Annotated in this window: 8 protein-coding genes; 7 read left to right on the plus strand and 1 reads right to left on the minus strand. The window is 37.4% G+C overall.

The genetic code is table 11. The features are described from left to right. Positions 1-187: 187 nt before the first annotated feature. The gene (locus V7149_RS03130) at positions 188-844 is read left to right on the plus strand and encodes a reverse transcriptase-like protein (RefSeq protein ID WP_335344202.1); all 657 of its coding nucleotides are present in this window, start codon (positions 188-190) and stop codon (positions 842-844) included. A gap of 28 nt (positions 845-872) precedes the next feature. Continuing rightward, positions 873-1,055, plus strand: a complete 183-nt coding sequence (locus V7149_RS03135; RefSeq protein ID WP_335344203.1) for a zinc-finger domain-containing protein — start codon at positions 873-875, stop codon at positions 1,053-1,055. A 70-nt stretch (positions 1,056-1,125) separates the two neighbouring features. Here V7149_RS03135 and cspD read toward each other — a convergent pair whose 3' ends face one another. After that, positions 1,126-1,326 (minus strand): cold-shock protein CspD, encoded by a 201-nt coding sequence (cspD, locus tag V7149_RS03140; RefSeq protein WP_071459908.1) that lies wholly within the window; start codon positions 1,324-1,326, stop codon positions 1,126-1,128. Between the two features lie 337 nt (positions 1,327-1,663). Between cspD and V7149_RS03145 the strand changes: the two genes are divergently transcribed. From V7149_RS03145 to V7149_RS03165, 5 genes are all read left to right on the plus strand, one after another. Continuing rightward, a complete protein-coding gene (locus tag V7149_RS03145; RefSeq protein WP_335344204.1) occupies positions 1,664-1,954 on the plus strand; it encodes a hypothetical protein in 291 nt (96 codons plus the stop codon). 173 nt (positions 1,955-2,127) lie between these two features. Then, positions 2,128-3,054: a metal ABC transporter solute-binding protein, Zn/Mn family gene (locus V7149_RS03150; protein WP_335344205.1), complete on the plus strand. Its 927-nt coding sequence runs from the start codon at positions 2,128-2,130 to the stop codon at positions 3,052-3,054. An 8-nt stretch (positions 3,055-3,062) separates the two neighbouring features. Beyond that, positions 3,063-3,818, plus strand: a complete 756-nt coding sequence (locus V7149_RS03155) for a metal ABC transporter ATP-binding protein (protein WP_335344206.1) — start codon at positions 3,063-3,065, stop codon at positions 3,816-3,818. 5 nt (positions 3,819-3,823) lie between these two features. Further along, a complete protein-coding gene (locus V7149_RS03160) occupies positions 3,824-4,759 on the plus strand; it encodes a metal ABC transporter permease (protein ID WP_438824080.1) in 936 nt (311 codons plus the stop codon). Next, the gene (locus V7149_RS03165) at positions 4,756-5,634 is read left to right on the plus strand and encodes a metal ABC transporter permease (protein WP_335344207.1); all 879 of its coding nucleotides are present in this window, start codon (positions 4,756-4,758) and stop codon (positions 5,632-5,634) included. The genes V7149_RS03160 and V7149_RS03165 overlap by 4 nt, the downstream gene beginning before the upstream one ends. Positions 5,635-5,680: the final 46 nt, after the last annotated feature.

Below are 5,680 nucleotides of genomic sequence, written 5' to 3' on the forward strand. Positions count from 1 at the left end.
TGTGGGCCGCAACTAACAAACAGTGGAATTAGACCGATTAAGAACGCCATATACTGTGTTAACATCGGCACCAGCACTTTCCATTGAAAAAAAACCACTGATTGAAGTTTCACTGTATTCTAATCCACATCAGGGTAAGATAAAATAAGTGTACCAATAATGTGTAAGTTAAGAAAGGCTGAAAAAAATGAAATATAAATTGGAATGGACTTATAAAATAAAAGGGAATGAAGGAGTAGTCTTTCAGTCTGACTGGTTAGATGGCGAAATGGCATTATTAGTGGGGGAGGATATTGAAAAGAGCGGAAAAGGAAAAGATATCCTATATCACGATGAAATGGGGACATCATGGAATACGAAAGAAATGCGGAAGCTTCTTACCGAAATTGAGGAGGATCCACACGACTTAACGGTATACTTTGATGGAGGGTTTAATAAAGCCGCTTTTCAGGCAGGGCTTGGTGCTGTCATTTATTATAAGCAAGGGAAGAAGAAATACCGCATTCGTGCAAATGAACTCTTTCATGAAATAGAAAATAATAATGAAGCTGAATATGCGGCTCTGTATTTTACATTAAACTTGCTTGAAGAAATGGGTGTGCACCATATGATCTGTGAATTTAAAGGGGATTCGCAGGGGGTATTAATGCAGCTTAAAGGAGAATGGCCATGTTTTGAAGAAAATTTAAATCGCTGGCTTGATCGAATTGAAGAAAAAATGAAGAAGCTTTCTATTGAAGCAAGATATACCCCAATCCCGAGAACAGAAAATAAAGAAGCGGATAAGCTTGCTACCCAAGCACTTGAAGGGAAAATGATTCATAGTAAGATGCAAGTCATTTAGGTGTCTTGATGAAAGAGGTGGGCGTGAAATGAAAAGAAAGCAAATATTTGACGAGGTAGAGGATTTAATGATCACCTATTGTCAAGGCTGTCTACTGCACAAACATCATAAAGATGAAAAGGGTCGAAGATATGCCCACAGATTTTGCATTACAAAATGTACTGTAGGGGAACAAATAAGGCTTATCGGAAGCAAGCTTTCTAAATCTTAGGCGGCATTGATAAATATCGAGACATAAATAAAGGCTGGCAAAATGTTTGCCAGCCTGCTTATTTATAAGATTATAGTTTTACAACGTTTGCTGCTTGAGGTCCGCGGTTTCCTTCAACGATTTCGAAAGAAACTTCTTGGCCTTCTTCTAAAGATTTGAATCCGTCACCTTGAATAGCTGAGAAGTGTACGAATACATCATCTCCGCCTTCTACTTCGATAAAACCGAATCCTTTTTCATTGTTGAACCATTTTACTTTACCGTTTTGCATGTTAACTTTGCCTCCTAAGCCTTTCAAGACACTTTTGTGTCTAAGATAAATATTACCACCCAACAAAATACAAGCAGATATTTCTAGAAATAACGGAAATATATTCTGTTAAATGATGATTTTAATATACACGAATGTACCGATTCAGTCAAGGAAATTAGGGATAATTTCATAAAAACTATCAAATATTTGAAATATTTCTGAAATTGATAAATATTCATATTGATATTTTGAATAAAGTTTTTTTAGAAACAAAAAAACTTTTCACTAATTCATAATATCAATCTTAAATCATATCTATTATTAATTAAGCTATCTTTCAAAAGAGGGTGAGATCATGTACCGATTTTCGATTGATAAAGATGATTGGATATTAAGATTCTCTCCCCATGTCCAAATAGAGCTGGAAATAAAACAAATTATCGTTAGCTCTATTGCACACCTGGGCAAACAGCTCCCATCATTTCCTCATGGAGAGTCTTTCATCATTATGAATGATCAGATTGGTTTAATCGTATTTAATGTAGAGAAAATCCCTTCCCTCATATTAACGGTATCTAATATTGTCAGTAAAGATAGATGGTATATTCAAGAAAATTTTACAATTAAACCGTATAAAAAAAAATAATTTCGGCGAAAGCCGTTTTTTTTTTGGAAAAATAATTGACAATTTTATGATTGGGTTTAAAATGTTGTACTAAGGCAACATTTATATATTGATGAAAAATTAATGTATATACCAAAAATATGTGCACTTATTGAATAAACGTGCATACACTCAATTAAAAGAGGTGACGATTGATGAAAAAATTATTAGGGATGCTGCTTGTATTATCATTATTTATTCTTGGCGCTTGTTCATCTGACTCTTCAAATGGATATCAACGTGGTGAAAAGCTCGTTGTTACAACAACGATTAGCCAAATAGCTGATGCGGTAAAAAATATCGGCGGTGACAAGGTGGACGTACAAAGCCTGATGGGGCCAGGAACTGATCCTCACCTTTATAAAGCTACACAAGGGGATATTGGGAAGCTGCAAAAAGCAGATGTGATCTTTTATAACGGGCTTCATTTAGAAGGAAAAATGCTCGATGTCCTCGAGAAAATGAATAAAGATAAACCAACTTATGCGATCGGTGAATCGCTCAAGGAAGAAGAACTATTATTAAAGGCAGATGGAAAAGGTGCCATCGATCCACATATTTGGTTTGATATTGATTTATGGACGGGAGCATTAAAGGAAGTGGAAAAGGGTCTTATCAAAGCAGACCCTGACAATAAAGCTTACTATGAAAAAAATGCCCAAGAGTATTTTAATAAATTAAAAGAGTTAAAAGAGTTTGCTGCTGCAGAAATGGAGAAAATTCCTTCCGAACAAAGAGTCCTTGTGACAGCACATGATGCATTTGGATATTTTGGTGCGGCATTCAATATGGAAGTAGAAGGTTTACAAGGTTTAAGCACAGATGCGGAATATGGCCTTGGAGATGTTCAAAAAATAGTAGAGTTATTGGTTACAAGAAATATAAAAGCAGTGTTTATTGAGTCAAGTATTTCCGAACGCTCTATTAATGCGGTAATTGAAGGGGCAAAGAAAAAAGGCCATGATGTGAAAATTGGGGGAGAGCTTTACTCAGATGCTATGGGAGAAGAAGGAACCGAAGAAGGTACCTATATTGGCATGTATAAACATAATGTAAATACAATTGTAAATTCAATGAAGTAGGTGAGGTCATGAATCCGGTCAAAGTGGAAAATTTAACCGTTGCTTATCAAAAGAAACCTGTTTTAGAAGATGTTCAATTTGATGTGCCGGAAGGAAAGTTAATTGGTATTATCGGTCCCAATGGGGCAGGCAAATCAACATTGATTAAAGCAGTGCTAGGGTTAATACCAAAAACATCGGGAAACGTAGAAATTTATGGAAAACCATACAGTCCAAAAGAAAGGGTTGTTGGGTATGTCCCTCAGAGAGGATCTGTAGACTGGGATTTTCCTACTAATGCACTTGACGTTGTTTTAATGGGGCGCTATGGACATATTGGCTGGTTTAAAAGGCCAGGAAAAAAAGACGTTGAGTATGCAAAAGAATGTTTACAGAAGGTCGGCATGGAAGAGTATGCTGACCGGCAAATAAGCCAGTTATCAGGGGGACAGCAGCAGAGAGTTTTCCTTGCTAGAGCTCTTGCTCAAGATGCAAAAATATATTTTATGGATGAACCGTTTGTTGGGGTGGATGCTGCTACGGAAAGAGCCATTATTGAACTGTTGAATGATTTGAAAAATCAGGGAAAAACAGTTCTTGTTGTTCACCATGATTTACAGACAGTAAAAGATTATTTTGACCATGTCATTCTATTGAATATAAATGTAATTGCAGCGGGACCAACAGAAGAAACATTTACAATTGAAAATCTTCATCGGACATATGGCGGAAAGCTGACGTTCTTAGAGAAGGGTCAAATAATGGCGGAAACGCAGCGGAGGTGATTTTGATGAACGACATGTTAAGGCTGCTTCTGTTTGATGCAAATACACAATGGGTATTGCTCGGTACGATGCTTTTAGGCATAGCGAGCGGTGTCCTTGGGAGCATAGCACTCCTAAGAAAGCAAAGCTTGATAGGGGATGCGGTCGCGCACGCTGCTTTGCCAGGAATATGTATTGCTTTTTTACTTATAGGAGAGAAATCACTTATTGCACTTTTAATTGGTGCAACGATCACAGGCCTCCTAGCAGCTTATTGTATTCAATTTATTACATCAGCCTCTATTTTAAAAGAGGATGCGGCTATTTGTTTAGTCTTGTCGGTGTTTTTTGGATTTGGGATTGTATTATTAACAAAGGTGGCCCAATCATCATCTGGAAATAAGAGCGGGCTTAGTGATTTTATTTTTGGCCAGGCGGCCTCGCTAGTAGGAAATGATGTCAAGATAATGGCTAGTACGGCTGCTGTCTTAATTTTAGTAACGGCCTTACTTTTTAAAGAGTTAAAAGTATTAACCTTCGATCCAGAATTCGCAATAGGATTAGGGCTCCCATCTCGTTTCTTGAATTTTCTTTTTCTGACATTATTAGTAGCAGCTGTCGTAATTGGCATACAGGCAGTCGGAGTTATTTTAATGGCTGCGTTATTAATCACACCAGCGATTGCCGCACGATATTGGACGGAATCGCTTGGGAAAATGGTTGTCATCTCTGGTGTTTTCGGGGCTATATCTGGAATGGCTGGAACTTTGATAAGTACACTTAGAGAGGGCTTGGCGACAGGACCATTTATTGTTGTTACTGCTACAGCATTGTTTCTCGTTTCTATGCTTTTTGCCCCTCAAAGAGGTTTAGTAACAAAATGCATAAAAAGAATACTTCGTGACAAGCAAATTAGAGAACAGCAAATTTTGCATCAGCAAAAAGGGAGTGGCTTATCATGAGCTATGAAGGATGGATATTAATTGTTGCTTCATTAGCTGGCATTGCATGCGGAATTACTGGCTGCTTTCTAATTTTGCGTAAGCTCTCCATGCTAGCAGATGCGATTAGCCACACAGTTTTACTTGGCATTGTGTTAGCTTTTATTATTAGTCAAAGTATGAATGGATTGTATATGTTAATTGGAGCGGCAGTTGTAGGCTTATTAACTGCTTTTCTCGTTCAAATTTTTCATAGCTCAGGGATACAAGAGGATGCATCCATTGGAGTCGTTTTCACCTTTCTTTTTGCAGTCGGGGTAATCCTCATCACCTTGTATGCTGGGGATGTCCATTTAGATGTTGATCATGCTTTAATGGGGGAAATCACATTTGTCCCTTGGGATCTTGTGCAGTGGGGCCCTTTACCAGAATTGCCAAAAGCGTTTTTAATGCTTTCTGCTGTGCTTATCATCGACTTAATTATGATTCTGCTATTTTACAAAGAATTGAAAATTACATCCTTTGATCCGAGCATGGCTGCAGCAATTGGAATTCCAGTTTTGCTGATCCACTACTTGTTAATGGGGATGGTATCAATTACTACAGTTGCATCCTTTGATAGTGTTGGTGCTATTTTAGTTGTTGCGATGTTAATCGCACCTGGTGCATCTGCCTATTTATTAACAGATAAATTAAGTACAATGCTTGTATTAAGTGCAATTTTCGGAGTAGGTGCGGCCATTATGGGGTACTATTTGGCAAGCTGGCAGGATGTATCAATCTCAGGAAGCATGGCTACAATGAACGGAATTCTATTTGCACTCGTATTTTTATTTTCACCATCTAAAGGATTCATATCGAAAAAATTGCATATTAAAAAACTGAAAACAGATTAATAGGGAGCTCTTCCATTTTGGGAAGGGCTTCTTTTTTTGTAAATCT

It is taken from the genome of Bacillus sp. JJ1503 (genome assembly GCF_036965125.1).
Classification (GTDB): Bacteria; Bacillota; Bacilli; order Bacillales; family Cytobacillaceae; genus Cytobacillus.